This window comes from Sphingomonas jatrophae (assembly GCF_900113315.1).
Taxonomy (GTDB): domain Bacteria; phylum Pseudomonadota; class Alphaproteobacteria; order Sphingomonadales; family Sphingomonadaceae; genus Sphingomonas_P; species Sphingomonas_P jatrophae.
Map to the genome: position 1 here is coordinate 1,701,226 of NZ_FOZG01000001.1, position 25,363 is coordinate 1,726,588.

The following is a 25,363-nucleotide window of genomic DNA, read 5'->3' on the forward strand; positions in this document are numbered from 1 at the left end:
GCCCGCCCCCTATCCGCGCGTCCGCATGAAGGCCCGCAGCTCCTCGACGAACAGCGCCGGCTGCTCCATCGCGGCGAAATGGCCGCCCGCCGGCATGTCGGTCCAGCGCACGACGTTGTAGCTCTTCTCCACTGTGGAGCGCGGGAACAGCGCCAGTTCGCCGGGGAAGTTGGCGACACCCACCGGCTTGGTCACGCGCGCGCCGGCGGGCACCGGCTCGTCATAGACGCCGCGGTAGAGCCAAGAGGCGGTGCCGAACGTGTTGTTCGCCAGATAGACCATGATGTTGTCGAGGATCTGGTCGCGCGTATAGACCGACCACAGGTCGCCATCCTTCAGCTGCGACCAGGTCTGGAACTTCTCCACCAGCCATGCCGCGACGCCGAGCGGACTGTCCGACATGGCGTAGGACAGGCTGAGCGGCTTGGTCGACTGGAGCACCATGTAGCCGCTTTCGGTGCGCCACACGTCCGCCAGCTTCTGCGCCGCCGCTTTCTCCTCGTCCGTTTCGGGCTGCGCGTCGGGCCGCGTCCAGCCCATCGTGAAGTTGATGTGGATGGCGGAGCAGCCCTGCCCCTCATAGCCCAGCCAGCCGGAGACGGACGAGCCCCAGTCACCCCCCTGGGCGACATAATCCGTATAGCCGAGCGCGGCCATCGCCTGATCCATCGCCCGCGCGATGGTGCGCGGCCCGATGGGCTTGCGCGGCTTGGACGAGAAACCGTAACCGATCAGCGAGGGGATGACGACGCTCAGCGCATCCGCCGCATCGCCGCCATGCGCGGTGGGATCGGCCAGCTGTTCGGCGGCATCGAGGAACTCGACGAACGAGCCCGGCCAGCCGTGCAGCAGCATGACGGGCTTGGGCGACGGCCCCTTGCCGACGAGGTGGGCGAGGTGGATCGCGTAAGGAACCCCGTCCACCTCCACATCGACGAGGAACTGGGGCAGGCGGTTCATCGCCGCCTCGCGTGCGCGCCAGTCATAGCCGTCGCGCCAGTAAGCGACGAGATCGCGCATCGCATCCACGCTCGCGCCATAGTGCCACGGATCGCCCTCCGGACGGTCGGGCCATTCGGCCTCCGCCAGCCGGCGCTCGATCCAGTCGAGCCGGGCCTGCGGCACGTCGATCCTGAACGGGCGGACGGTCATTGCGGCTTGCTCCCCTGAAATGCGCTTGCCAATGCGGCCGCGGCGTCGGCCAGCGCGGCATCGGCCTCGGGCAGGATGCCGAACATGCTGGCAAAGCCGTGAAAGGTGCCCGGATACATGCGGTAATCGACCGGGACGCCCGCCGCGCGCAGCCGGTCCGCATAGGCCTCGCCCTCGTCGCGCAGCGGATCGCATTCGGCGGTCAGGATCGTCGCTGGCGGCAATCCGGCGAGCGAGTCCGCCCTGAGCGGCGAGACATCCGGATGCGTCCGGTCCGCCGCCTCCGGCACATAGGCATTGATGCACAGCTTCGAAAAATCGGAATCGAGGAAATAGCCGTCCGAGAACAGCCGCCGCGACTCCGTCTCCAGCACGAGGTCGGTGCCCGGATAGATGAGCAGTTGCGCCACCAGCGCGGGTCCGCCCTGCGCCAGCGCATGCCGCGCCGCGACCGTCGCCAGCGATCCGCCCGCACTGTCGCCACCGATCGCGATCCGCGCCGGATCCAGCCCCAGCCCCGCCGCTTCCCGCGCCAGCCACGCCAGCGCACGGTCCGCATCCTCGACCGCGGCGGGGAAGACATGCTCGGGCGCGAGGCGATACTCGACCGACACCACCGCGCACCCCGCCAGCCGCGCCAGCCGGCTGCACAAGCGCGCATGGCTGTCGACCGAGCAGGCGATGTAGCCGCCGCCGTGGAGGAACAGCAGCACCGGCTCGCTTTGCTCCGCGTCGTCGCGGCGGAACAGCCGCACCGGCACGCCGTCCGCATCCAGATCCTGCGTCACCACCCGGTCTGCCGCCTCGGGCGGGCGCACCATCGCGGCGGACATGGCGCGGAAGTCGAGCGGGCTGATCGTCTTCCAGTCGGGCGCATGCGCCGTCATCTGGTCGAGCAAGCCTTGTGCGGCGGTGCTGAGCGGCACGGCCTTTCTCCCCGGTCAGGCGGCGGCGCGCCGGTCCTTGTTGCGGAAGTGCGGGATGATCGTCTCGCCCAGATGGCGCAGCGTCTCCATGATCGCCTCGTGCGGCACGGTGCCCATCTGCATCAGCATCAGGCACTCGTCGGCGCCCGCCGCCTCCAGCCGTTCGATATTGGCGATGGCGTCGGCCGGCGTGCCATAGGCATGGTCGAGATTGTACATCGAGGTCGCCGCCGACGTGACCGGGATCTTCGCTTCGTTGAGATAGGCGACGGTCGCCTCCTCCGCCCGCTTCACCGCCTCGGCATGCTGGTCAGCCGACGCATCCTCGACCTCGGGCTTCGGCCCGCCGCCATACCAGTAGTGGATCGCCTGCGCGAAGAAGCGCTGGCCACGGAAGCCGATGCGCCGCGCCTTCTCGCCATCGTCGCTGACGATGATCGGGCAGCCGACCGCCAGCCATTCGTTGGGGAAATAGCCGACCTGGGCCGCCGGATCGCGCTCCGCAAAGGCCTTGCGATAGACCGCGTTCAGCTCCGCCGTCTCCTCGGGCGAGTTGAAGCCGAGGATCATGCCGCCCAGACCCCGCGATCCGGCGGTGCGCAGCGATTCCTCGCGCGTGCAGGCCATGAACATCGGCGGATGCGGCTGCTGATAGGGCTTGGGATGGATCGGCCGGCGCGGAATGTCGATGTGCGTGCCGTGATGCTCGATCTCATCCTCGACCATGATCTTGGGGATCAGGTACATGCTCTCGTCGATCATCGGCTGCAGCTCGGCCAGGTCATAGCCGAACGTGCCCGCCTCCTGCTGCGTGCCGCCCTTGCCGATGCCGAAATTGACGCGCCCCCGCGACAATATGTCCAGCGTCGCCACGCGCTCGGCCACCTTTACCGGATGGTTCATCTTGGGCGGCAGGCAGACGACGCCGTGGCCGATGCGGATGCGCTTGGTCTGCCCCGCGACGAAGGCGAGGAACGTCTCGGGCGCGGACATGTGCGAATATTGGGTGAGCGCGTGATGCTCCACCGCCCAGATGCCGTCGAGGCCCATCTCCTCGGCATAGAGGCATTGCTCGACCGCTTCGTAGAAGGTTCGCTGCTCGCTCTCGCGCGACGTGTCGACCATCTGCGCTTCGAAGCACACGGAGAATTTCATGCTGCCTCTCCCCTGCCGCTCATTTTACCTGAGTCGGCAAGAAGGTTATACCGCGTTCTAATCTTCGGCAAGCACGGCATCCCGCGCTACGGGGGCGGACGATGAACCAGGCGACTCAGGGGCGGCGGGAAACGGCCAAGCAGGCGCGGCGGCAGGCCTTGCTCGATGTCGCGCGCACCATCCTTGCCGATGGCGACCTGTCGATGCGGCAGCTGGCGCAGCGTGCAGGCGTCGCGCACGCCACGCCCTACAATCTGTTCGGATCGAAGCGCGACCTGATCGCCGCCCTTTATGTCGACCAGCGCGAGCGGCTGGAGGCGCGGCTGGCGGCCGACGCAGGGGATCCGCTGGCCCGCCTGTTCGACGCGGTTGGCCTGATCGCCGAGGATCTCGACGCGCGGCCGCACTTCCACCGTGCGCTGCACCGCGCGGTCTATCGAGGGGAGAGCGATCCGCCGCCCGACCGCGACGATGCCGATCCGGGCGTGCACTTCTGGATGGGGCTGGTCGCCGCGGCGGAGGCGGCGGGCGGGTTTCGTGCGGGCGCGCGTGTCGATCTCTATGCCCGCTCGCTGATGAACATGATCGTGGGGTCGATGCTGGACTGGTCTGAGGGACGGATCGACGCGCACGGCTGGGGCGTCTGCACGCGCTACGGCATCGCCCTGCTGACGCTGCCCATCGTGGCGGAGGATGCCCGCGCGATGGTGGCGGGGATACTGGACAGCGATCCAATGCGGAGCGGCTGAGGCGTCTGCCGACGCGTTTGTCAGCATGGATCTGCCGGGCGCCGCCGGAATCCTGCCACGCGCATCAGCATGGCCGATGCGAAACTGACATGGGCTTGCGTAGCGCTTTGCTTCGTTTACAATGCGTTTCAAACGGAGAGTGGCCCATGGCAAACCTGAACGCCCTGCAGGCGAGCGACGATGAAAGTGGCGACAAAAGCCTCATCATCCTCCAGTCGCTGCTGTGCATCCTGCGCGAGAAGAATCTTCTGACCCGCGCCGACATCGAGGATCTGTGCGACCGTGTGGCCGCGCGCGCCAAGGAAGCGGACAAGGGCGCGCTGCCCTGCTGCCCCGTCAGCGCGAATGCGGCTGCCTCGGAAATGGCGAAGATCGGCAGCTTCATCGGCAATTATTACGGCGGCAAGCACCGCCGCATGTGAGCCGGCGGCGCACCGCGCGCTGCCGCTGACGTTCACGACTTGCCCGAGGGCCCCAGCGTCTCCCGGCGTCGGGCCGCGCGCCGGCACCACCGAGTAATCAGGATCAACCGCGCCGCTCAAGCGGGCGCACCAAGCGAGAGGATGCGCGATGAGTGTCGCCGATCTGCCCGAACAGTCCCTCGGCCGCGTCAAGGCGGGTGACAAGGAAGGCTGGCTTGCGCTGTTCGCCGACGATGCCACCGTCGAGGATCCGGTCGGCCCCTATGAATGGGATCCCGAAGGCCGCGGGCGCCGTGGCAAGCAGGAGATCGGCGCCTTCTTCGACCTCTTCTCCAGCTTCCAGAGCGGCTTCGACTTCGAAGTGCATGACAAGTTCACCTGCGGCGACGAGGTCGCCGTCTTGGTCAGCATGCACATCACCATGAAGGACGGCACCAAGGCGACGACGCGCGCGATCAACGTCTACAAGCAGGCGCCCGACGGGCGCGTCCAGTCGCTCCGCTCCTTCTGGAACGCCTGATGGCCGCGTTCGTCCGCCACTACATCCTCCAGACCAGCGAAGAAAACGCGGAAGCGTTGCGCCGCACGCTGCTGGAATTGCGGGATTTCGTGGCCGGATGTCCCGGCAGCGTGCAGGTCGACCTGCTCCACGCCCCCGACGCGCCCGAGCGGCTGTTCTTCATCGAACATTGGGCCAGCAAGGCCGATCACGAGGCCGCGGGCAAGCGCCTGCCCTCCGCGGTGATGGGGTCGCTCAAGCAGCTGCTGGTCGCGCCGCCGCAAATGGCCGACCTCGTCGATGCGGGGCATGCCGCCTGATCAGCCGGCCCTCCCTTCCGCCAGCCGGCACAGCGAACATAGCGCGACAGGAACAGGAGAGAGGGATGAGTGAGGCACAACAGGCGCGGCCCGATCTGTCCATGCCGGCCGATGCTGCGCCGCATGCTGCCCCGCAAGCTGCCGCGCCGGGCATGAGCTGGCTGACCGGGCTGGTCGTGCTGGTGGGCGTGATCGTCGGCATCGCCGTCTATATCGGGGCCAGCCACGCGCTCGGCATCGTGCCGATCTGGGCGGGGTTCGCCTTCGCGCTCTACTGGGGCGGCATGCTCCACGGCGACATGGCGGCGATGCCGTCGGCGCTGGCCGGCGCCTTCCTCGGCATCGCCATAGGTGCGGCGCTGCACTTCCTGCCGATCCTCTACGGCACGGCAGGGCTGGCGGTGGCGCTCGCGATCGTGCTGGTCGCGGTCTATCTGCTGCTTATGCGGTGGGCGACGTTCGTGATCCACAACGGCACGATGCTGTTCCTGACGATCACCACCATCCCCGCCGTGGCCGCGGGCGGCGACTTCCTCGGCATGATGGGATCGGCCGCACTCGCCGCCGCGCTGTTCGCCATCATGGGCCTCGTCTCGCGCGCGCTGGCCAGCCGCAAGAAGGCGGCGGCCGGGGGCTGACCCGTCAGACGATCGCCGGCTCGATCCCCCACGGGGTCAGCCGCGCGCCGTCGCTGCGCCGATCCCCGACGGGCAGCGCGTCGCCCGTATCGAACACCGCGCCCATCCGGCCGAAGCCGGTGAAGAAGGCGCAGTGCATCGCCAGCTCACGCACCTCGTCGGGCGCTAGATGCTCCGCCAGCCGGGCGAGCTGAGCCGCATCGATCGACAGGTGATCGCTGGCGAAGCGGTCGGCGAACAGCACGCATTCGCGCTCCGCCGGCGTCATGTCCGACGCTTCCGCCGGCTTTTCCAGCGAGCAGACGAGCCCCTCGGTCAGCCCGTCCGCCACCGCCTCGTTGTAGCGGATCGACATGCATGGCCGGCACTGGTTGTGGAAGGCGATGCGGAGCCGGACGAGTTCGATCAGCCGCTGCGGCAGCTGCCGCTCCGCCTTCAGCGTCGCGAGGAACGCGCCCATCGCGGTCTGCAGCGCGTCCGGCATCGTGTGCGTGTCACTCATCGTCCGTCTCCCTCAGCCCTGCCCGCCGGCCGTCAGCACGAACTCCTCGAGCGCCGTGCCTTCGGATCCGGCGGCGGTGATCGCCCGGAATGTCATGCGCTGGCGGTGCCGTCCGCCCGCGCCGGCAAATTCGTCCGTCCCCGCGACGATCGCGCCCCAACCGCCGTCGATCGGCCCCTCGGTCATTGCGACGTCCATCTCGCCCGACCAGTCCTCGCCGCTTTCGATCACCTTGGCGAACGGCTTCATCAGCGTCGTGCGGTTCTTGGTCTGCCGCGTCACGATCGTACCGCGCCCGTTCAGCACGAGCATGGTATAGACCTCGAACGCGTCCCCTTCGGGAAAGATCTCCATCTCGGTCATCAGGCCGATGATCGCGCCCGCCTCGTCGCGCACCTTGACGGTCATCACCAGCTGGTTGGCGATGTCCGTCCCCGCCAGCGACTGGATGCCCGGCGGCACCATCGCCATGCTGACCGCACCGCCATGGAAGAAGGCGATCATGTCCTCCGGCACGCGCCACCAGACGCGCACCACCTGCTCCCCGGCCATCGTCACAGGCTGTAGAAGTTCGGAAAGCGCTTCAGCAGCTCACCTATCTCCTGGTCGGAGACGTTGAACTCGAAGCCTTCCTCCTCGCCGCGGCGGCGATAGCCATAGACGTTGGTCCACGACCAGCCGGGCGTGCCGTTCACCGGGAACACCTCCCACGTCAGGTGGCACAAAGCGGCATCGTCCGACACCGGCTCGCACCGCGCGGATTGCAGGCGGATGTCGGTGCCGACGCCCGCGCGGTCGAACCGGGCGACCTGATCGGTGCATGCTGTATCTGCCGTCGCGCGATCCTCGAAACTGTGGACGTGGCCGAGCGTGAAGGAGATGTAGGGGAACAGGTAATGGCCGGCGATCGCGCTGCCGCTCTTGTCCAGCATCGCCTGCCCATAGCTGCGGCAGAAATCCTCGGGGCCCTTCAACGCCATGTCGTCTTGTCCTCTCCTGCAGTCGGCGGAGTGTGCCGCCTGGGCGATGCGGCTGCCAGCGGGCGGCGCCCGTTCTTCGGGACGCGGATCACCAGCTGAGCCCACCGCTCAATCCAGCACGATCTCGTCATAGGTCACCGGCCCGCCGACGATCGGGCGGAGCGAGGCCGGGCTGCTGCCGTCCAGATCGACCACGCCGTAAGCCTGCGCCTGCTCCGCGCCGATCACCGTCCGGCCGGACAGCGCCATCATGTCGGGATCGCGGTGGATCGCCGCGATCAGGCGGCCGGTGAAGTCGGGCGTCTCCGCCATCGCCATCAGCGCGTCGAACTGGCCGGGCCGCTCTGCCACCGCAGCCGCGGTGCGTGCCGTCTTGAGGAAGCCCATCCAGATCGACACGGACGCGCAGCCGAACGGCCGCAGCTCCACCGCCACGTCGGCCGCCATCTTGTCGGTGCCCGCCTTCTGCGCGCCATAAGCCGGCCCATGCGCATAGGCGACCGCGCCGGGCGCGGAGGTGAACACCATCAGCCCGCCGGGCTTCGCCACCAGCAAGGGGGCGGCGGCATGCGCGGCGATATAGCTGGATCGTAGACCGACGGTCAGGATCTCCGCCATGTCCGCCGGCTTCGTCCAGAACGGGCCGGGGCGGATCAGCTCGTCATGCAGCGCCACCGCATTGTTGACGAGGATGTCGAGCCGCCCCTCGTCGCGCTCCACCGCGGCGAACAGGCCGCGCACCGCCGCGTCATCGGCATGGTCGCAGGCGAAGGCGATGCCGCGGCCGCCCGCGGCGGTCACTTCCTCGGCCGTGTCGTGGATCGTCCCGCCCAGCCGCGAGGCGTCCGCCGTCTGGCTGCGCCCGGTGACATAGACGGTATAGCCCGCCGCGCCGAGCGCGCGGGCGATGCCCTGCCCCGCCCCGCGGCTGGCCCCAGTGACGACGGCGACGCCGCTGCTCATGCTTCCCCTCCCCTGTTCGCCTCGGCGGGCGGATGCCGCCATCAGACCGGCGAACGGGCCCGCGATCAAGCGCCGGCAGGCGCGCCCGCGCGATCAATGTCCGGATTCCTCGCGCGCAAGAGCTTGCGCTGGCGCGGGTCCGCAGCCGATAGCCGCCCGTATAGGCCGCGCGAACAGGCAGGAGAGTGCGTTGACGATCAGGACCAGCCGCCCCCGGGCGAACGCAGCATGAGCGGCCAGACCATCGCCGTCGTCGGCGGCACGGGCAAGCTCGGCGCCGCCATCGCCCGCCGGCTGGCAAAGGCCGGCCGCACGGTAATCATCGGCTCGCGCTTCGCCGACTCCGCCACGGCTGCGGCGGACGAACTCGGCTTCGGCCTGACCGGCATGGCCAATGCGGATGCCGCGGCCGCGGGCGATATCGTCATCGTCACCGTGCCATGGGCCGCGCAGGAAGCGACGCTGGCCGAGATCCGCCCGCATGTCGCCGGCAAGATCGTCGTCGATACCACGGTTCCGCTGGTGCCGCCGAAGGTCATGCGCGTGCAGCTGCCCGCCGCGGGCAGCGCCGCGGTGCAGGCCCAGAATCTGCTCGGCGCGGAGGTGACCGTCGTCTCCGCCTTCCACAACGTGGCGGCGCACAAGCTGATCACCGACGACGATATCGGCTGCGACGTGCTGGTGTTCGGCGACGACAAGGCGGCGCGGGCGCGGGTGGTCGCACTCGTCGGCGATGCGGGCCTGCGTGGCCTGCACGGCGGCGCGCTGGTCAATTCGGCGGCGGCGGAGGCGATGACCTCGATCCTCATCTTCCTCAACAAGACCTACAAGGTCGACGGCGCGGGCCTCCGGATCACCGGCACGCTGATCGATCCGGCCGAGTGAACATAGAAGTCCGATGATCGGGATCTTTCCCCTCGCCGCCATCGATGAGGTCCGCCCCGGCGACGATCTGCCCGCTTTGCTGACGGCGGCGCTCGCCGCGGCGGGGCTGGTGCCGGCGGAGGGCGACGTGCTGGTCGTGACCAGCAAGATCGTGTCCAAGGCGGAAGGCCGCTTCGTCGATCTGGCCAGCGTCACACCCGGCGAGCAGGCGCGCGAACTGGCCGCGGTGACGCGCAAGGATCCCCGGTTGGTCGAGCTGGTGCTGGCCGAATCGCAGAATGTCGTCCGCGCGGTGCCGCACGTGCTGATCACGCGCCACCGCTCGGGCCATGTCATGGCCAATGCCGGGATCGACCGGTCGAACCTCGGCGGCGGCGATGGGGAGCAGGCGCTGCTGCTGCCGCTCGATGCCGACGCATCCGCTGCGGCGCTGCACGTGGCGCTGGCGCAGCGCCATGCCGTGCCGCCCGCCATCGTCATCTCCGACAGTTTCGGCCGGCCGTGGCGCTACGGCGTGGTCAACGTCGCCATCGGCGTCGCCGGCCTGCCCGCGCTGATCGACCGGCGGGGCGAGCTGGACCGCGACGGCCGCCTGCTCGAAGTCACGCAGGTGGCGATGGGGGACATGATCGCCACTGCCGCCGGCCTCGCCACCGGCGAGGGGGCGGAGGGCGTTCCCGCGGCCCTGGTGCGCGGCGTCGCCCTGCCGGAGGAGCACCGCCCCGCCGCCGATCTCGTCCGTCCGCTGGCCGAGGATCTGTTCCGATGAAGGTCGTCGTGCTGACGGGCGGTGTGGGCGGCGCCAAGCTCGTCCTCGGCCTGTGCCATGCCGTCCCCGCGACGGACGTGACCGCGATCGTCAACACGGGCGACGATTTCGTCCATCTCGGCCTCGCCATCTCGCCCGACATCGATACCCTGCTCTACACGCTGTCGGGCAAGGCCAATGCCGCGCAGGGCTGGGGCCGCGAGGGCGAGAGCTGGGGCTTCATGGCGGCGCTCCGCGAGCTGGGCGGCGCCGACTGGTTCCAGCTCGGCGATGGCGATCTTGCCCTCCACGTCCTGCGCACCGCCGCACTGGCGCGGGGCGAGCCCCTGTCGCGCATCGTTGCCGGCTTCGCGCGGAGCTGGGGCATCGGCCCGACTATCCTGCCCATGAGCGACGATCCCGTCGCGACCGAGATCGTCAGCGACGAGGGCGTGCTGCCCTTTCAGCATTATTTCGTCGCGCGCCGCTGCGAACCGCGCGTCTCCGCCATCCGCTTCGTCGGTGCCGAACAGGCCCGCCCGGCGCCGGGCGTGCTGGACGCGATCGCCGCCGCCGACGTGATCCTGATCGCGCCGTCCAATCCCTTCCTCAGCGTCGATCCGCTACTGGCGGTGCCCGCCTTGCGGCAGGCGCTGGTCGACGCGCGCGCGCCGGTGATCGCGGTCTCCCCCATCGTCGGCGGCACCGCCGTGAAGGGGCCGACCGCCAAGCTGATGGGCGAACTGGGGCTGGAGGTCAGCGCCGCCTCGGTCGCGCGCCATTATGCCGGCGTGATCGACGCGATGCTGCTCGACGAGCGCGATCCGCCGGCCGACCTGCCGGTCCGCACTGCGCGCGCCGACACGCTGATGCATAGCCTCGACGATCGCATCCGTGTCGCGCGGGCAGCGCTGGCCATGGCGGGGGCGTGAGCTGGACCGCGCTGCTGCCGCTCAAGGCGGCGGGTGAGCGCAAGACGAGGCTGGCGGATCAACTCTCCCCGGCCGGACGCGACGCCCTGACCGACAGGCTGCTCGGCCATGTCGCAGGCGTGCTACGCGCCAGCCCGCTCGTCTCGCGCCTCGTCCTGCTGAGCCCCGCGCCGCCTGCTGGCTGGCCGGGCGAGTGGCTGGCGGACAGCGGCCACGGCCTCAATGCCGAGCTTCAGCGCGCCCGCCGGACGCTCACCACGCCCGTCCTGATCCTCCATGCCGACCTCCCCTTCCTCACCGCCGCAGACGTCGCCGCTCTGGCCGGGGCGGGCGCGGGCGGCTGCGCGGTCGCGCCCGATCGCCACGGCCGCGGCACCAACGCCATCGCCCTCGCCGCCGCCACGCCGTGGACCTTCGCCTTCGGCGCGGACAGCTTCGCCGCACACCGCGCGCATGGTGCCGCCATCGTCGAGCGTGACGGCCTTGCCTTCGACCTCGATACGCCGGACGATCTCGCCCTCGCCATCGCGCGCGGGTTGAGGATGGAGGTTCTCCCATGAAATACTGGCTGGCGCTCATGGTCGTCCCCGAGCACGATCAGCTGATCGATCTTGCCCGCCATGCCGAGGCGTGCGGCTTTCACGGCGTCACCTATGCCGATCACCTGATCATGCCGACCGCGGTCGACACGCCTTATCCCTATTCGGAAAGCGGCGAGATGTTCTGGCCGATCGAGGCGCCGTGGCCCGATCCGTGGATTACGCTCTCCGTCCTCGCCGCGCATACGACCACGCTGCACCTGGCGACCAACATCTATCTCGCCGCCCTGCGCGATCCCTTCACCGTCGCGCGAGCCGTCGCGACCGCATCGGTCTTCAGCCATGGCCGTGTCGTATGCGGCATTTCGGCAGGCTGGCTGAAGGAGGAATATGACGCGGCCGGCATCGACTTCGCCAGCCGCGGCCGCCGGCTGGACGAAATCCTCGCCATCTGCCGCCGCCTGTGGGCGGGGGAGCGTTTCGCGCATACCGGCGAGCATTTCCGCTTCGACGAGGTGATCCTCCGTCCGACACCGCCAGCGTCCGTGCCCGTCTGGGCAGGCGGCATGTCGAAGCCGGCGCTCCGCCGCGCGGCGCTGAACGACGGCTGGCTCGGCCTGCCGCTCGGCGTCGCGGAAAATCTCGAGATCGTCGCCCGCCTCCACGCCATCCGCCAGGAGCATGGCCTCCCGCTGGATAACTATCGCCCGTGCATCTCGCTGGCCGAGGCGATGACGCCGGATGCCATCGCCCGGCTGGAGGCGGGCGGCATCGGCGACATGGTCGTCATGCCATGGATGCCGAACCCGTGGGAAAATGAGCGCTTCGCGCCCGAAGGCGCTGACCTTCGCGACGTCGCGGTCAAGAAAGCGGCGATCAGCCGCTTTGCCGAGCGGGTGATCGGCGCCTAGCCGCGCAGGATCTTTGCCATCGGCCGCCCCTTGGCCAGTTCGTCGATCAGTTTGTCGAGATAGCGGATCTCGCGCATCAGCGGCTCCTCCACCGCTTCCACACGCACGCCGCAGACGGTGCCGGTGATCGCCGCGCGGGCCGGGTTCAGCGCCGGCGCGCGCGCGAAGAACGCCTCGAACGTCGTGCCCGCGGCGATCTCGGCCTCCAAGCCTGCCTGATCATATCCGGTCAGCCAGACGAGGATCGCATCCACCTCCGCCTTCTGCCGCCCCTTCCGCTCCGCCTTGGCGACGTAGAGCGGATAGACGCTGGCGAAGCTGGTCGAATAGATGCGGTGCCCGGCCACCGCCCCGCGCCTTAGAAGGAGAAGCCGATGTCGATCCCGTAGGTCGCGGGATCGCCATAGGAGATGGCCTGGTTCTGATAGCCCGCGAGGATCGAGCCCGAGCCGATGACGAAGCCGGGATAGCGCTTGTCGAACACGTTCTTGCCCCAGAGCCCGATCGAGATGTTGCGGCCCGCACCCCGGTCGATCGTGTAGCTCAGCCGCGCATCGACGATGCCGTAGCTGTCGTTCACCGGCGCATCGCGGCCGAACGGCACGCTCGGCCCGTCGCCGGCGGTCGTGAACACCTTGTCCTTCCACGTATAATCGGCATGCGCGGCGACGCTGCCGCTGCCGATCTGCGCGATCGTCCAGTCGCCCGACAGCCGGACGCTGTGCTTGGGCGTGAAGGGCAGCACGAAATAGCCGGTGATGTCGTCGCCGACATTGACCGGCGAGGCCGGGTTCACTGCCCGGTCGAAGATCGAGCCGGCGGGCGCGCGCACTGCCTTGATGTTGGAGGTGGTGTAGGCATAGCTGGCCTGCAGGGTCAGCCCCTCGATCGGCACCGCGGTCACGTCCGTCTCGATGCCCTTCACCGTCGCGCGGCCGACATTGAACGTGTCGGACAGCGAGGCATCCTGCGCATCGGCGGAAATATCGAGCTGCAAATCCTTGTATTTGGCGACGAAGCCCGCGACGTTCACACGCAGTCTCCGGTCGAGCAGGTCGGACTTGATGCCGACTTCGTAGCTCGTCACCGTTTCCGGCCCGAACGTGCGGGTGAAGGTGGGCGATGCCTCGTTCGATCCGCCCGCTTTATAGCCTGTTACCACCTTGCCGTAGAGCGACACGGTGTCTGTGGGTCGGAAGGCGACGGTGACGGCGGGGTTGAACTTGCTGTTCTTCACGTCCGTCGCGCCGATGATTGAGCCGAGCGGCACCGGCACGCCCGCGCCGTTGAAGCGGCGATTGGCCAGTGGCGAGATCTGCCCGAGGAAGAAGGTCTGCGTCCGCACGCGGTCGGCCGAGCGCTTGTCGCGCGTGTAGCGGCCGCCCACCGTGATATCGAGCTTGCGGTCGGCGAACAGGGGCGTCCACGTCACCTGGCCGAACGCCGCCTTGGAGATCGACTTGGCGGTGGTGAAGCGATCCACCTGCAACTGCTGCCCCGCCACGCCCGTGCCGATATCGGCGTTGAGCAGATGGTCCGCCGTCTCGCGGAAATAGTAGAGGCCGAAGACATATTTGAACTGGTCGGCGACGTTGCCGACTGCCTGGAATTCCTGCGTGTAGGTCTTGGAGCCGATCTCGTCGCGCGAATAGAAGGGCGCAAGGAAGCTTTCGACATAATCCTGGTAGGTCGTCACGTCGATGTGGCGATAGCTGCTGAGCGAGCGCAGCGTCAGCTCCTCCGACGGCCGCCATTCGGCGAGCAGCGTCTGCCCGTCCGACTTGACGCGGCTATAGGGCAGGTAGGCGGGGCGGTAGCTTTGCTCGGGATCGGGATCGTAGCCGGGGAAGAGCAGGGGCGCGAAGGCGTTCTGCGTCACGTAGAGCACCGGCGTCGTGCGCTGGTTGCTGTAATCGCCCGCATAATCGACGGTGACGTTGGAGGTCGGCTCCCACCGCACCGCGCCGCGGAAGGCATATTTGCGATCCGACTGGAAGTCGTTGCTGCTGGGCACGCCCGCGCCGCCCGGATTGTTCTGCCAGCCGTCGCGATTGGAATAGAGGCCGGTCAGCTTGATCTTGAAGCCGGCCACCTCGGGCAGGTCGACGTTCAGCAGCGCGCGGCGATATTGCAGGTTGCCGAGCGAGACGAGGCCGTGCGCGCCAAACTCGCCCGTCGGCTTCTTGCTGATGATGTTGACCGCGCCGCCCGTCGTGTTGCGGCCGTAGAGCGTGCCCTGCGGCCCGCGCAGCACCTCGACGCGCTCCACGTCGGCCAGGTCGAACGCCGCCGCCTGCGGGCGCGACTGGTAGACGCCGTCGACATAGAGGCCGACGCCGCCATCCTTGGTGATGATGTTGGGATCGCCGATGCCCTGCCCGCGCATGAACAGGACGAGCGTGGTGTTGGAGCTGGGATAGGGCGCGAAATAAAGGCTGGGCGCCGCCTGCACCACGCCGCGAATGTCGGTGATGCCCGAGGCCTGCAGCGCGGTGGAGGTGATGGCGGTAATGGCGATCGGCGTGCGCTGGAGATTCTCGGCACGCCGCTCGGCGGTGACGACGATCTCCTCGACGCCGCCATTGCTGGCGGGCGGCACGTCGGCGGCAGGCTCGGGCGCGGCGGGCGAGGGCGTGGTCGGCTGGGCGGGATCGGCCGGCTGGCCGGTCAGCGCGTCGGGCGCGGCCTGTGCATTCGCACTCGTGGTTCCGGCAAGCGCCAGCGCGATCATGCTGCCGGCGACGAGATAATGGTGGCGCAACGCTCGATCCTCCCCACGCACCTCATCGGGTGCTGTTCGACGCGTAAGCTTTAGCGCTGTCCTTTGCCCCATTCAACGGAGATCACGCGCCGCCGCCCACGTGTTGCGCAGGCAGCGGGCGGGTTCAGGTCCGAGATAGACGGGTAGCAGGCGGGGCGGTAGCTGGCTTATCATTTCCTTGCCGCGGAAGCGGCTTGCCTCACCAGACCGGCCGTTTTAATCCAGCTGGACGATAACGGCCGGTCGCCATGCTGCATTCTGACGACACCCCCATCCCCGCCGCCGATGCGCGCTGGTTCGGCGGCCAGACCGCGGAGGCGGCCGCTGCCCTGCGCGGCTGGATCGAGGCGATCGGCGGCGCGCCCGTCCGGTCGGTGCAGCGGATCGCAGGCGGCGCCTTTCGCACCAGCGCGCGCCTCACCCTCGCCGGTGGCCGCACGCTGTTCGTCAAGGTCGATCTCGGCACCGCGCCGCGCACGCCGTTCGATCTGGAGCGGGAATCGCGCGTGCTCGCGGCGCTTGCCGGGCGGGGCCGCGCGCCGCGCCTGCTCGGCTACGATCCCGCCGGCCAGGCGATGGTGCTGACCTGCCTGCCCGGCTCGGCCGATTTCGCCGGCATCGCCGATCCGCAGCAGCGCGCCCGGATCGAGGCGTCGTTCGTCGAGGCGCTGGCCGAGACGCACCGCATCGACCTCGCCGGCCTCGCGCTCGATCATCTGCCGGCCGGCCGCAGCATCGGACAGGCGATCGCCGCCGATCTGGCGCTGTGGCGCGATCTGCTGGTCGAGCGCGTCGCCGATCCCGATCCGGTCGCCCTGTTCGCGCTCGCCTGGTGCGCCGCGCGCGTGCCGGCGGACGCGCGGCCGGCCGTGCTGGTGCAGGGCGATGCGGGGCCCGGCAATTTCCTGTTCGACGCGTCCGGCGTCACCGGGCTGGTCGATTGGGAGATGGCGCATGTCGGCCACCCGCTCGAGGATCTCGGCTGCGTCCTCGCCCGCTCGCTCGTCCAGCCGATGGCGCCGGCGGATCGCCTGCTCGTGCTCTACAACGCGGCCTCGGGACTGGCATGGACGAAGGCCGAGCTGCGCTACGCCACGATCCTGGTGATGACGCGGTTCAGCGTGCCGATCAATCTGGCGCTGGCGGCGGGCGATCCCGGCCTCGATCTGGTGCTGACCGACAGCTATTTCCGCCTGTCGCAACTCTCGCTGCTGCGCGTGATCGCTGAGGCCGAGGGCATCGCGCTCGACGAGACGGTGCCGGAGCGCGGCGCCCGCCCTGCGCTCGGCTTCGCCTTCGACCATCTGCGCGCGCTGCTCGCCACGGTCGTCCGGCCGGCGATCGGTGACGATTATGCCCGTTATCGCCTCGACGGCGCGGTCGGCCTGCTCGGCTATCTCGGCGCGGCGCTGGCTGAGGACACCGCCACGCCACCCGAGCCCGCCACCAAACGGCTCGCCGACGCGACGGCAACGATTGCAGCTGGGGGCGAGACCCTGCACGCCACGCTCCAGACCCTGTTCACCGGCGCGCTTTGGCGCGAGCATTTGATGCGCGACATGCTGGGGCCGCTCCACGGCCGCCGTGTTGCGATCTGACGAGGACCCATGCCCAAGATCGTCGACCATGAGGAACAACGCCGCCTGATCGCGGCCGCCGCGGTGCAGTGGATCGCAGCGCACGGCGTCGAGACGCTCTCCCAACGCAACGTCGCGCAGCTGGCCGGCCGCTCCAAAGGCAACGTGCAGCATTATTTTCCCGACAAGGCGTCGCTCATGTTCGGCGCGCTCCGTCAGGTGTCCGACCAGCGCGAGGGGCGCGAGCGATCGGTGCCCGAGGGCGGCGACGATCCGCTGGGCGCCATCACGCGGCGGCTGCACGCCGTGCTGCCGACGGATGCGGAGCGGGCGGACGAATGGCGCGTCCGCCTCTCCCTCTACGTCTATGCCGCGCGCGATTCGGAGATGCAGACCTATCTGGCGAACCATGCCCGCGAGGTGCTGGAGCGCGGTGTCGCCGACCTGAGCGCGGCACAGGCGCGGGGCGACGTGCGCGCCGACGTCGATCCGCGCGTCACCTATCGCCGCCTGTCCGCCGCCATTTCCGGCATCGCCGTCGCCGCGCTCGCCAATGGCGGCGCGCTCTCGCCCGGGGAGCAGCGCGAGATGCTCGACGAAGTGCTCCGCTCGATCCGCCCGCAGGCGCCGCCTGCCGCAACCTGAGGACTCGCCATGACCGTCCCCTCTTCCCTCGCCGGCCGCACCGCCCTCGTCACCGGGGCCGCGCGCGGCATCGGCGCGGCCATCGCCCGTTCGCTCGCCGCGCGCGGCGCCAGCGTCATCGTCGCCGATCTGCTGGAGGAGGACGGCACCGCGCTGGCCGCCGGGCTGGGCCACGGCGCACGCTTCGCCAGGCTCGATGTCACCGACGAGGCGTCGTGGCGCGCGCTGCTGGCGGCGTGCGGCCGGATCGATGCGCTGGTCAACAATGCCGGCATCCTCCACTTCGCGACGGTGGCGGAGACCGATCCGGCGATGTTCCGCCGCACGCTGGAGGTGAACCTCGTCGGCACCTTCCTCGGACTTCATGTCGTCGGCGCGGCGATGGTGGCGCAGGGCGGCGGCGCAATCGTCAACATCTCGTCCGCAGACGGGCTCAAGGGCGGCAACGGCCTCGGTGCCTATGCGTCGAGCAAATGGGGCGTGCGCGGGCTGACCAAGGTCGCCGCGCTGGAGTTCGGACCGCACGCGGTGCGCGTCAACAGCATCCACCCGGCGGGCATCGATACCGTCATGGCCAATCCCGGCCGCGACACGCCCGAACAGGCGGCGCCCCGCTTCACCGATTTTCCGCTGCAGCGGATGGGCGGCCCCGAGGAAGTGGGCGAGGTCGTCGCCTTCCTCTGTTCGGACGAGGCGAGCTACGTCACCGGCGCGGAGATCGCGGTGGACGGCGGGCTGACCGCCGGCCGCTATTATCGCGCGCTGCCGGGTGCGCCTGCCTGAGCCGCAACGCAGCCGATTGACAAGATCGTCCAGTTGGACGAAAACAGCTGGGCAGCCGCGGAGCAGGGGTGCCAAGCCCCGCTCCGGCGACCGCATCGACGCCGCAATCGGCGCGTGAGGGGATGTCCATGCCAGCTTCGTCAACGCCGGGCGCGCCCGGCGGGCCGTCGGATCGTGTCACGCTGCTCGGCATGAGCAGCCCCAACGTGGTCAAGATCCTGATCATGCTGGAGGAGATCGGCCGGCCCTACCGGTTCGAGCATGTCGACCTGTTCGCCGAGGGCCAGTTCGACGACGCCTTCCGCGCGCTCAATCCGAACAGCAAGGTGCCCGTGCTGCTGCTGGAGGATGGCACCCCCATCTTCGAATCCGGCGCGATCCTGCTCTACCTGGCGGAGCGGCACGGAGCGCTGCTGCCCGCGAGCGGGGCGGAGCGCTACGCGGTGCTGCAATGGCTGGTGCTGCAGGTGTCCACCGTCGGCCCGCTGCTCGGCCAGCTCAACCATTTCACCACCTACGCCCCCGAGGGGCAGGATTATGCGCTCGGCCGCTACCGACGCGAGGCGCACCGCATCTATGCGATGCTGGACGAGCGGCTGGCAGCGAGCCCGCATCTAGCGGGGGCGGACTATTCGATCGCCGATGTCGCGACGCTGCCGTGGACCGATTACATCGCCCGCCAGGGCCTCGATCCCGCCGATTATCCCGCCATCGCCCGCTGGCGCGATGCGCTGGAGGCACGGCCCGCCGTTTCCCGCGCCCGCGCCTTCGTCAGCGACATCCAGGCGACCGACCGCGCCATGTTCAAACGCTCGTCGGAGGCGGCGCGCCGCCGCTTCGCCGGCTTCGGCACGGACGAGCCCGCCAAGGCCTGACCAGAACGACATAAAGGGGAGAGCAGAGCATGTCCGGACCCTTCCGCCACCGTAGCGTGCGCGCCGCCTGTCTCGCCACCGTCCTGCTGCCGGCGGCCGCCTATGCGCAGACCGCGGCGGACACCGTCCCGCCCCCGCCCGCTGCCGCCGCGCCACCGACCGAGCCCGCCGGACTTGCCGACATCGTCGTGACGGCGCAGCGCCGCAGTGAGGCGCTGCAGCGCACCCCGCTCGCCATCACCGCGATCACCGCCGCCACGATCGAGACGCGGCGCATCACCGATGCCACCGACCTGAACGGCGTCGCCCCCAGCCTCACCTCGACGAGCGGCCCATCGAACAAGGGCCACCTCGTCGTCTTCATCCGCGGCATCGGCGAGTCCGAACCGATCCTGACTGCCGACAGCCCGGTCAGCATCTATGTCGACGGCGTGATCCTCGGCCGAACCACGGGCTCCGTGTTCGAGCTGGTCGATCTGGAGCGGATCGAGGTGCTGCGCGGGCCGCAGGGCACGCTCTACGGCCGCAACACGACCGGCGGCGCGATCAACCTCATCACGAAGAAGCCCACGGACGCATTCGGCGTGGAGCTGCTCGGCAGCTACGGCAACCTCAACTATACGCAGGGGCGCATCTCGGTCGACACCGGCCTGCTTGGCGAAAGCGGGCTCAAGGCCAAGCTCTCCTACATCCACCGCGAGCGGCAGGGCTGGGTGGACGATCCGGCCTCGCCCGACGACAAGGACCCCGGCGCCTACAATATCGACGCCTTCCGCGGCGTCCTCGCCTTTGATCGCGGCGGTGCCGTCCGCGCGACCTATGCCTATGATCATGCGGTCAACGACGCGATCATCCCGCCCAGCCAGCTGACCGCGATGACGCCCAATGCGCAGGCCTATTTCTCGCGCTCGCCCTCCGTCGGCGGCACCCCCTTCATCGCGCCGACGAGCGAGCGGCTGAAGGTGCTGCGGCCCGATCGCTCGCCGGTGCGCGACCGCAATATCGGCCACAGCTTCACCGCCGAGGTCGATCTCGGCCCCGATACGTTGCTCCGCTCGATCAGCGGCTGGAAGACGTGGAAGAACCGCATCGTCAACACCGACCTGACGGGCAATAGCGGCCTGCGCGGGCTCGTCGTCAGCCCGGCGCCGCCCGGCATCAAGCCGGTCGAGGTGTTCGGCGCCACCAACACCCGCCGCCAGCGCCAGTTCAGCCAGGAGCTGAACCTGATCGGCGGCATCGGCGAGCGGATCGATTATGTGCTTGGCGGCTATTACTTCCGCGAAAAGGCCTATGAGCTCAATCCGCAATTCTACACCTTCGTGACCTCCATTCCCGGCCTCGGCCTTGCCGGCATCAACCTGACCAATACGCTGGATTACAACCACACCAGCAAATCCTACGCCGCCTTCGGCCAGGTCACCTACCGCCTGACCGACAGCCTCAGCGTCATCGGCGGGCTTCGCTACACGAAGGACGAGAAGAAGCTGGTGCAGACGCAGCCCAGCGTCCGCACGCTGAAGAATGACTGGAGCCGGGTGAATTATTCGGCGACTTTGCAATATCAGGCGTCGCCCGACCTGATGGTCTATGGCCGCGTCGCCAGCGGCTACAAGGCGGGCGGGTTCAACGCCCGCTCGGTCAATGACGGTTACGAGCCGGAATCGCTCACCGCCTATGAGATCGGCGTGAAGAGCCAGCTGCTCGACCGGCGGCTGCGGGTCAACGCGGCTTTGTTCTGGAACGACCTGAAGGACAAGCAGCTCAACCAGTTCCTCGCAGGCTCCGGCGGCGCCTCCTCGATCGCGGTCAACGCCGGCAGCGCGACGCTGAAGGGCGTCGAGCTGGAGGTGGAGGCGGCGCCCGTCGATGGCCTGCGCCTCAGCGGCGCGCTCGGCTATGTCGATCGCGACTTCAAGAGCTTCATCGTCCGCGATCCGGCGACCAACGCGCTGATCGACGTCGCCGATCAGGCCCGCTTCAGCTATTCGGCGGGCACCACCTACAATCTCGGCGCCGAATATAGCGTGCAGGACGTGGCCGGCGGCATCCTCTCCGCCCGGCTCGATTATTCCTATCGCAGCAAGGTCTATTTCAACGTCGTGCCGCAATTCGTGCCGTTCGACGCGCTGATCGCCGCGCCCGGCTTCGGCCTGCTCGACGGGCGCATCCAATTGGGCGGCGTCGATCTCGGCGGCACCACCGCCACCTTCAGCCTGTGGGGCAAGAACCTGACGAACAAGCTGTATCGCACCTCCGGCACCGATTTCGGCGCGCTGGGCTTCGCCATCAACAGCTATGGCGAGCCACGCACCTACGGCGTCGACGCGCGCATCCGCTTCTGATCCGCGCAAGGGAGGAGTTCGCCATGGTCGATCTGCCCGAAAAGGTGATCACGTGGACCGGCCGCACGTTAAGCGGCGAGGTGACGCGCCTCGAACAGGCGGTCGCGCGGCGCGAGGCGTGGCTGGTCGAGGTGACGCAGCCTAGTGGCGAAGTGATCGAGGGCTTCCTGCGCATCGAGCGGGAGCGGCCGCCCGGCCGCATGTCGTCGCTGGAGCGCGAGGTCGTCATCGTCCGCGCGCTCGGCACTACCGATCTGCCCGTGCCCGGACTCTACGGCCACGATCCGGATCTGCGCGTCGCTTTGTTCGCGCGGCTGCACGGCCGCGCCGACCTGCACAATATGCCGCTGGCGCAGCAGCGGGCAGTGATGCGCGACTTCATCGACGTGGTGGCGCGGCTCCACCTCATCGACATCGACACGCTCGATCTGCCCGGCCTCGCCCGCCCCGCAACGCCGGCCGAGTGCGCGCTAAACGAACTGGACGATCTGGTCGAGCGCCACGCCGACTATCTCGCCCGCCGCTACGATCCGCTGCTGCGCTACGGCCTCGCCTGGCTGCGCCGCTTCGCGCCCGATCGCGTGCCGCGCGTCTCGCTCGTCCAGGGAGATACCGGCCCGGTCAACTTCATGTTCCAGGAGGATCGCGTTTCCGCAATCTTCGACTGGGAATGGGGCCATCTCGGCGATCCGATCGAGGATCTCGGCAACATCGCGACGCGCGAATTCTGGAACCCGTCGGGCGGCATGGCGGGGCTGGTCGATCGCTACCGCGCCGCCACCGGCTTCGCGGTCGATCATGATCGCGTCCGCTATTACTGCGTCCAGCAGCAGATCCGCGGCATGATGGGGATCCACGCCGCCACGGAATCAGTCAACCCGCACGAGCCGATCGCCTGGTATCTCGCCTATCGCTACATCGGCGATCGCGCGACGTGCGAGGCGCTGGCTGAGGCGACGCACGTGCCCCTCCCCACGCTCGATCTCCCGCCCGAAGAAGGCGCGGCCGATCCGCTGGCGGAGGCGGCGCTCTACGCGCTCCGGGCGGACATCGCGCCCGCGGTGGACAGTGAAGTCGCCAAGGCGCGGCTGCGCGATGTCGGCATTCTCGTGCAGTGCATCGCGCGGGTGGCGCGGCACGGCGCGTGGGTGGACGAGGCCGAGCGGGCGGACGCCGCGGCGCTGCTGGGCGCGGACTTGCCCACGCTGGATGCGGCAACGACCGCGCTGGGCGACGCAATCGACGCGGGCACCATCGACGACGCCGCGATGATCGCCTTCCTCTACCGCCGCGCCGCCCGCCGCGAATGGCTCTACGCGCCGTCGGCCGAACTCTATCCCGACCGGCACTGGTCGCCGCTCTGAATCACGCCTTCGGGCTGCGCGTAAGCACTATTCACTGTTCGCCCTGAGCTTGTCGAAGGGCCGTTCTTCTTGCCCCGGGAGGGGAAGGACGATGCTTCGACAGGCTCAGCACGAACGGTGTGCCTCTAAGCCACTATCCGCTGCGGCCGCGCCGCCCAGCGCGCCGACGCCTCGCTGGTATCCGCGAACACCGCCTCGCGCACGCCCAGCCGCTCGCGCGCGTCCGCCAGCGGCAGGTGGAACACATCCTCATATTTCGCCATGAACAGCGCGTCGGAGGCATGGCCGCAGCGCATCCCCCGCTCCACCGCATCCTGGCAGGTCTGCCACACGTCCGGATAATGAAGCAGAGTCCGCACCGTGTAGCGGAGCGTGACGAACATATACATGATCGACAATTCGCCTGCCAGTTCTGGGCTGAGATGCTTGAACTGGTTGGTGATGCGGAACCACGCCGGCACCAGCTCCCCCATATAGGCGAAGTCGCCGCCGGTCAGGATATGCTCCAGATCGTGCGTCTGGCCCGACCGCACCATGAAATAGTCCAGCTGCGATTTCGGCTCGGGCTTGTCGTAGATCACGATCTCGAAATTCTTGGCGATCACCTCCTCGTGGAATTGATGGCCGAGCGTGCCGGGCGCGAACTGCCTGAAGTAATCCGCATCATAGTCGGAGATGAACCATTCGTTGAACCACGCATCCAGCGCCGGATTCTTCGCCCGCTCGGCCGTGAACAGCGCCTCGATGCGCGGCAGGTCGCGCAGCGAGTCGATCATCTCGACCAGCGGGTACATCTCCGACTGCGCCGGCACGTCGGGGCCGTTCTGCTTCAGCACGATCTCGGCGATCCAGTCGCGCAGCCGCGCATCGTTGAGATATTTGGACGAGCTGACGAGGATCGAACTGTCCGTCGTCAGCTTCGTGATGCCGCGCAGCAGATAGGGGACGTCGTTCATGCCGCCGCCACCTCGGGCACGCCGCGCGCCCCGCGCACCAGCCTGCCCGGCCGCGCGCTGGTCGGCTTGCCCCGCTCGGCGATGATCTCGCCCGAGACGATGGTCAGGTCATAGCCGTCGGCCCCCTGATCCAGCCGCCGCCCGCCGGCGGGCAGGTCGCTGCGCAGCGCCGGCTTGTGCAGCGCCACGTGGTCGAGGTCGATCACGTTCAGGTCCGCCTTGTAACCGGGCGCGATCAGCCCGCGATCCTTCAGGCCGACCACCTGCGCCGGATCGTGCGCCAGCATCTTCACCGCCTGCGGCAGCGGGAAGCCGTTGGCCCGGTCGCGCGCCCAATAGGCCAGCACGAACGTCGGATAGCTCGCATCGCAGATCGATCCGTAATGCGCGCCGCCGTCGCCCAGGCCCAGCACGGTGCCGGGATGCGCCATGATCTCGCGCACCGCATCCAGCCGGTTTTCATGGAAATTGCCGAGCGCGACATAGAGCATGGCATGGCCATCCTCCTCCAGCAGCAGATCATAGGCGATCTCCTCGGGCGTGATGCCGGCGCGCTCGGCCCGTGCCGCCACGCTGTCCTCGGCATTCGGCTCGTAGTTGGGCGGATCGCCGAGCGGGAACATGAAGGGCCAGCTGCGCCCCATGGCGGCGAGCGGATGCCCCTCCGCCGGCTTCTCGGCCAGCAATTGCGCCCGCAGCGCGGGATCGCGCATCGCCGCCACCTTCTCGGCCAGCGGCAGCTTGGCGATCGACTGGAAGCTGGGTGACAGCGCGAAGGGGTGCGTCGACATTTCCAGCCCGACGATCATACCGATCGGCCGCGGGAAGATCTGCGCGCTCAGCTCCTCGCCATTGGCGCGCGCCGCGTCCAGTTCCTCCAGCACGGGCGTCCAGATGGGCGGGCCGCCATTCGGCGCGCCGAAGGTGAAGGTGGCGGGCCGGCCGGAGCGGCGGATCACCGCGCGCAACGTCGCCAGCTCCTCGTCCCAGCTGCGCATCGGCACGTCCATCACCGCCTGGACGATGCCGCCGCCCGCATCGGCCAGCCCCATCGCGATCTCGCCCAGCTCGTCATGTGCCGCCTCGAAGCTGGGGATCGGCTTGCCCGACGCGGTGCGGTGGATGAAGGTGCGCGAAGTCGCGAAGCCGAGCGCGCCCGCCTCCACCGCCTCGCGCGTCAGCTCGCGCATGCGGCGCAGGTCCTCGGGGGTCGCGGCCTCGCGCGCGGCGCCGCGCTCGCCCATGGTGAAGACGCGCAAGGGGCTGTGCGGCAGATAGGCGGCGACGTCGATGTCGCGCGGCCGCGCCTCCAGCGTGTCAAGGAATTCGGGGAACGTCTCCCAATCCCACGCCAGCCCCTCCGCCATGACGACGCCGGGAATGTCCTCCACCCCCTCCATCACGTTGATCAGCAGGTCGCGGTCCTCGGCCCGGCACGGCGCGAAGCCGACGCCGCAATTGCCGATCACCACCGTCGTCACGCCATGCGCGGAAGAGGGCGTCATCCGTTCGGACCACACCGCCTGCCCGTCATAATGGGTGTGGATGTCGACGAAGCCCGGCGTCACGATCCGGCCGCTCGCGTCGATCTCGCGCGCGCCCTGCCCCTCCACGGTGCCGACCGCGGCGATGCGCCCGCCCGCCACCGCCACGTCGCCGACATAGGGTTCGCCGCCGCTGCCATCGACGATCGTGCCGCCGCGCAGCACCAGATCATAGGCCGCCATGATATGCTC

General features: G+C 69.0%; 27 protein-coding genes. 16 read left to right on the forward strand and 11 right to left on the reverse strand.

Annotation, left to right across the window (positions count from 1 at the left end; all coding sequences use genetic code 11):
* Positions 1–9: 9 nt before the first annotated feature.
* The 3 genes from BM360_RS07970 to BM360_RS07980 are packed head-to-tail and all read right to left on the reverse strand — an operon-like array spanning position 10 to position 3,233.
* On the reverse strand, positions 10–1,152 hold the full coding sequence (locus BM360_RS07970; RefSeq protein ID WP_093313119.1) for an epoxide hydrolase family protein: 1,143 nt from the start codon (positions 1,150–1,152) through the stop codon (positions 10–12).
* Entirely contained in the window at positions 1,149–2,078 is a 930-nt protein-coding gene (locus BM360_RS07975) for an alpha/beta hydrolase (protein ID WP_207544544.1), read from the reverse strand. The genes BM360_RS07970 and BM360_RS07975 overlap by 4 nt, the downstream gene beginning before the upstream one ends.
* Positions 2,079–2,093: 15 nt before the next feature.
* Positions 2,094–3,233 carry an LLM class flavin-dependent oxidoreductase gene (locus BM360_RS07980; RefSeq protein WP_093313121.1) on the reverse strand — a complete coding sequence of 380 codons (1,140 nt, stop codon included), beginning with the start codon at positions 3,231–3,233 and terminating at the stop codon, positions 2,094–2,096.
* 101 nt (positions 3,234–3,334) lie between these two features.
* On the opposite strand from BM360_RS07980, the gene BM360_RS07985 reads away from it, so the two are divergent.
* From BM360_RS07985 to BM360_RS08005, 5 genes are all read left to right on the forward strand, one after another.
* Complete coding sequence (locus tag BM360_RS07985) at positions 3,335–3,982, forward strand: TetR/AcrR family transcriptional regulator (RefSeq protein WP_093313123.1); 648 nt, start codon at positions 3,335–3,337, stop codon at positions 3,980–3,982.
* Positions 3,983–4,128: 146 nt separating this feature from the next.
* Complete coding sequence (locus BM360_RS07990) at positions 4,129–4,404, forward strand: hypothetical protein (RefSeq protein ID WP_093313125.1); 276 nt, start codon at positions 4,129–4,131, stop codon at positions 4,402–4,404.
* Between the two features lie 148 nt (positions 4,405–4,552).
* Entirely contained in the window at positions 4,553–4,924 is a 372-nt protein-coding gene (locus tag BM360_RS07995; RefSeq protein ID WP_093313127.1) for a nuclear transport factor 2 family protein, read from the forward strand.
* On the forward strand, positions 4,924–5,223 hold the full coding sequence (locus tag BM360_RS08000; protein ID WP_093313129.1) for a putative quinol monooxygenase: 300 nt from the start codon (positions 4,924–4,926) through the stop codon (positions 5,221–5,223). Before BM360_RS07995 ends, BM360_RS08000 begins: the two co-directional genes overlap by 1 nt.
* 65 nt (positions 5,224–5,288) lie before the next feature.
* Positions 5,289–5,861, forward strand: coding sequence for a hypothetical protein (locus BM360_RS08005; RefSeq protein ID WP_131819215.1), 573 nt, complete (start codon positions 5,289–5,291; stop codon positions 5,859–5,861).
* A gap of 4 nt (positions 5,862–5,865) precedes the next feature.
* On the opposite strand, the gene BM360_RS08010 is transcribed toward BM360_RS08005, so the two are convergent.
* From BM360_RS08010 to BM360_RS08025, 4 genes are all read right to left on the reverse strand, one after another.
* Positions 5,866–6,363, reverse strand: coding sequence for a carboxymuconolactone decarboxylase family protein (locus tag BM360_RS08010; protein WP_093313133.1), 498 nt, complete (start codon positions 6,361–6,363; stop codon positions 5,866–5,868).
* A 12-nt stretch (positions 6,364–6,375) separates the two neighbouring features.
* On the reverse strand, positions 6,376–6,915 hold the full coding sequence (locus tag BM360_RS08015) for a hypothetical protein (protein ID WP_093313135.1): 540 nt from the start codon (positions 6,913–6,915) through the stop codon (positions 6,376–6,378).
* A gap of 2 nt (positions 6,916–6,917) precedes the next feature.
* The gene (locus tag BM360_RS08020; protein ID WP_093313137.1) at positions 6,918–7,343 is read right to left on the reverse strand and encodes a hypothetical protein; all 426 of its coding nucleotides are present in this window, start codon (positions 7,341–7,343) and stop codon (positions 6,918–6,920) included.
* 108 nt (positions 7,344–7,451) lie between these two features.
* Positions 7,452–8,306, reverse strand: coding sequence for an SDR family NAD(P)-dependent oxidoreductase (locus BM360_RS08025; protein WP_093313139.1), 855 nt, complete (start codon positions 8,304–8,306; stop codon positions 7,452–7,454).
* 228 nt (positions 8,307–8,534) lie between these two features.
* On the opposite strand from BM360_RS08025, the gene npdG reads away from it, so the two are divergent.
* Genes npdG through BM360_RS08050 form a run of 5 tightly spaced genes read left to right on the forward strand, consistent with a single transcriptional unit; the run spans position 8,535 to position 12,321 of the window.
* Positions 8,535–9,191 (forward strand): NADPH-dependent F420 reductase, encoded by a 657-nt coding sequence (npdG, locus tag BM360_RS08030; protein WP_093313141.1) that lies wholly within the window; start codon positions 8,535–8,537, stop codon positions 9,189–9,191.
* Positions 9,192–9,204: 13 nt separating this feature from the next.
* Complete coding sequence (gene cofE, locus BM360_RS08035; RefSeq protein WP_093313143.1) at positions 9,205–9,960, forward strand: coenzyme F420-0:L-glutamate ligase; 756 nt, start codon at positions 9,205–9,207, stop codon at positions 9,958–9,960.
* The gene (gene cofD, locus BM360_RS08040) at positions 9,957–10,871 is read left to right on the forward strand and encodes a 2-phospho-L-lactate transferase (protein WP_093313145.1); all 915 of its coding nucleotides are present in this window, start codon (positions 9,957–9,959) and stop codon (positions 10,869–10,871) included. Before cofE ends, cofD begins: the two co-directional genes overlap by 4 nt.
* Complete coding sequence (gene cofC, locus BM360_RS08045) at positions 10,868–11,431, forward strand: 2-phospho-L-lactate guanylyltransferase (protein ID WP_093313147.1); 564 nt, start codon at positions 10,868–10,870, stop codon at positions 11,429–11,431. The genes cofD and cofC overlap by 4 nt, the downstream gene beginning before the upstream one ends.
* A complete protein-coding gene (locus BM360_RS08050) occupies positions 11,428–12,321 on the forward strand; it encodes a TIGR03619 family F420-dependent LLM class oxidoreductase (protein ID WP_093313149.1) in 894 nt (297 codons plus the stop codon). Before cofC ends, BM360_RS08050 begins: the two co-directional genes overlap by 4 nt.
* Here the strand turns inward: BM360_RS08050 and BM360_RS08055 are convergent.
* Together BM360_RS08055 and BM360_RS08060 are read right to left on the reverse strand one after the other, a co-directional pair.
* Positions 12,318–12,668 carry a DUF2200 domain-containing protein gene (locus BM360_RS08055; protein WP_093313151.1) on the reverse strand — a complete coding sequence of 117 codons (351 nt, stop codon included), beginning with the start codon at positions 12,666–12,668 and terminating at the stop codon, positions 12,318–12,320. The genes BM360_RS08050 and BM360_RS08055 overlap by 4 nt on opposite strands.
* Positions 12,669–12,679: 11 nt before the next feature.
* Positions 12,680–15,082, reverse strand: coding sequence for a TonB-dependent receptor (locus BM360_RS08060; protein ID WP_242653361.1), 2,403 nt, complete (start codon positions 15,080–15,082; stop codon positions 12,680–12,682).
* Between the two features lie 248 nt (positions 15,083–15,330).
* On the opposite strand from BM360_RS08060, the gene BM360_RS08065 reads away from it, so the two are divergent.
* From BM360_RS08065 to BM360_RS08090, 6 genes are all read left to right on the forward strand, one after another.
* Complete coding sequence (locus BM360_RS08065; protein ID WP_093313155.1) at positions 15,331–16,680, forward strand: phosphotransferase; 1,350 nt, start codon at positions 15,331–15,333, stop codon at positions 16,678–16,680.
* Positions 16,681–16,689: 9 nt separating this feature from the next.
* Positions 16,690–17,304: a TetR/AcrR family transcriptional regulator gene (locus BM360_RS08070; protein WP_093313157.1), complete on the forward strand. Its 615-nt coding sequence runs from the start codon at positions 16,690–16,692 to the stop codon at positions 17,302–17,304.
* A 9-nt stretch (positions 17,305–17,313) separates the two neighbouring features.
* On the forward strand, positions 17,314–18,087 hold the full coding sequence (locus tag BM360_RS08075) for an SDR family NAD(P)-dependent oxidoreductase (RefSeq protein WP_093313159.1): 774 nt from the start codon (positions 17,314–17,316) through the stop codon (positions 18,085–18,087).
* A gap of 128 nt (positions 18,088–18,215) precedes the next feature.
* On the forward strand, positions 18,216–18,962 hold the full coding sequence (locus BM360_RS08080; RefSeq protein WP_165611238.1) for a glutathione S-transferase family protein: 747 nt from the start codon (positions 18,216–18,218) through the stop codon (positions 18,960–18,962).
* A 29-nt stretch (positions 18,963–18,991) separates the two neighbouring features.
* On the forward strand, positions 18,992–21,307 hold the full coding sequence (locus BM360_RS08085) for a TonB-dependent receptor (RefSeq protein WP_093313163.1): 2,316 nt from the start codon (positions 18,992–18,994) through the stop codon (positions 21,305–21,307).
* 23 nt (positions 21,308–21,330) lie between these two features.
* Positions 21,331–22,671, forward strand: a complete 1,341-nt coding sequence (locus BM360_RS08090) for a phosphotransferase family protein (RefSeq protein WP_093313165.1) — start codon at positions 21,331–21,333, stop codon at positions 22,669–22,671.
* A gap of 125 nt (positions 22,672–22,796) precedes the next feature.
* Here the strand turns inward: BM360_RS08090 and BM360_RS08095 are convergent, their stop codons facing one another.
* Together BM360_RS08095 and BM360_RS08100 are read right to left on the reverse strand one after the other, a co-directional pair.
* Complete coding sequence (locus BM360_RS08095) at positions 22,797–23,627, reverse strand: Coq4 family protein (protein WP_093313167.1); 831 nt, start codon at positions 23,625–23,627, stop codon at positions 22,797–22,799.
* Entirely contained in the window at positions 23,624–25,354 is a 1,731-nt protein-coding gene (locus BM360_RS08100; protein WP_093313169.1) for an N-acyl-D-amino-acid deacylase family protein, read from the reverse strand. The genes BM360_RS08095 and BM360_RS08100 overlap by 4 nt, the downstream gene beginning before the upstream one ends.
* Between the last annotated feature and the right edge of the window lie 9 nt (positions 25,355–25,363).